2 protein-coding genes are annotated in these 1,578 nt (G+C 59.8%); both read left to right on the top strand.

From position 1 onward, the window contains the following. Positions 1 to 138 precede the first annotated feature (138 nt). Positions 139 to 597, top strand: a complete 459-nt coding sequence (locus AC6A67_RS01070; protein ID WP_498034670.1) for a sugar 3,4-ketoisomerase — start codon at positions 139 to 141, stop codon at positions 595 to 597. Further along, the coding region (locus AC6A67_RS01065; protein ID WP_498034669.1) for a DegT/DnrJ/EryC1/StrS family aminotransferase at positions 563 to 1,578 on the top strand (1,016 nt) is incomplete at its 3' end. The genes AC6A67_RS01070 and AC6A67_RS01065, both read left to right, overlap by 35 nt.

Genomic DNA, 1,578 nt, shown 5'->3' with positions numbered 1-1,578 from the left:
TTCATGCTCAGACCTTCTATCGACGTTTCGGGATGCGGGAGACGCATTCTGACGGGTTGAATGTCTATTTTGAGTATCCGTTTACTGTATATATGGGCGACAGAGACGTTCATCTGGCGACGATCATGGGGGCGGGCCATGTTTGACAATGTTGCTGCGGAGCGGGTGCGGGAAATTCAACTGCCGCAGGTGCACGACCCAAGAGGCGACTTAACGTTTGTAGAGGGCGGCCATCACATCCCGTTCCCAATTAACCGCGTCTATTATCTTTACAACGTGCCTGTCGATGCTGAACGGGGCGGCCATGCGCACAAGGCGCTTGAGCAAGTTGTCTTTGCACTCTCTGGCAGTTTCCGGATGACGGTTGACGATGGGTCGCGACGTACCGAGTATTGGCTGCGCGATCCCCGGAAAGGCCTCTACATCAGCGTATGGTGTGGCGAGAAATGGATGCGTTTAGTCAGGGCGCGGTCTGTATGGTGCTCGCCTCACATCGATACGATGAGAGTGACTATTACCGCGATTTTGACGCGTTTCTTCGCGCCTTGGGGGAGAGGCGTTCGTGATCCCTTTTCTCGCACTCGACGCCAGCTATAGAGAGTTGCAGGCCTCGTTGGACGCAGCCGTCGCGCGCGTACTCGACAGCGGCTGGTACATCCTGGGCCCAGAGGTCGAGGCGTTCGAGACGGAGTGGGCCGCATTTTGTGGCGCATCTCATGGTGTGGGGGTGGCCAATGGGCTGGATGCGCTGATCCTTGCGCTGAAGGCGCTCGGCATCGGTCCAGGTGACGAGGTGATTGTTCCATCAAACACCTATATCGCCACCTGGCTCGCGGTTTCTGCGGTGGGCGCCCGCATTGTTCCTGTCGAACCCGACCCATTGACGCATAATATTTGCGCCGAAGGGATAACCGCCGCGATTACGTCCGCCACCCGCGTGATTTTGCCTGTTCATCTCTACGGGCAGCCCGCCGATATGGATGCAATTCTTAAGCTGGCCCGGAAGCGTGGCATATGGGTCGTTGAAGATGCGGCGCAGGCGCATGCGGCGGAGTGCCGTGGCGTACGTCTTGGCGCGCACGGTGATCTCGTTTGCTGGAGTTTTTATCCGGGCAAGAACCTCGGCGCCTTCGGCGACGCTGGCGCCGTCACGACCAACCGGGCCGATCTGGCGGATCGTCTGCGTATGTTGCGCAATTACGGCAGCAGCGAAAAATATGTGAACGTAGAGATCGGCATGAATTCTCGCCTGGATCCCGTCCAGGCGGCGGTGTTACGCGTCAAGTTACGCCATCTGGACGCATGGACCGAGCGGCGCCGCGCCCTCGCCGCCGTCTATACCCGTGGGCTGGCCGATGCCGGGCTCGGTCTCCCCCACGTACCCGCGTGGGCCAATCCAGCGTGGCATCTTTATGTCGTGCGTAGCCCACAGCGCGACGCCTTGCAGAAGCGACTGACCGAAGCTGGGGTGGGGACGCTCATTCATTACCCCATACCGCCGCATATGCAGCGCGCCTACCGGGGCCTTGGACTTGCTGCAGGAGACCTTCCCGTCGCCAGTCAGCTCGCGTCGGAGGT

The sequence above is a fragment of the Camelimonas sp. FR25 genome, from assembly GCF_059740505.1.
Note: the sequence above shows the minus strand (reverse complement) of the source record. Positions and strands in the feature narration are given on the sequence as shown.

What these genes read in the sequence shown, in the direction of transcription:
- AC6A67_RS01070 (WP_498034670.1), top strand. Translation starts at nt 139, where the DNA reads ATGTTTGACAATGTTGCTGCGGAGCGGGTGCGGGAAATTCAACTGCCG.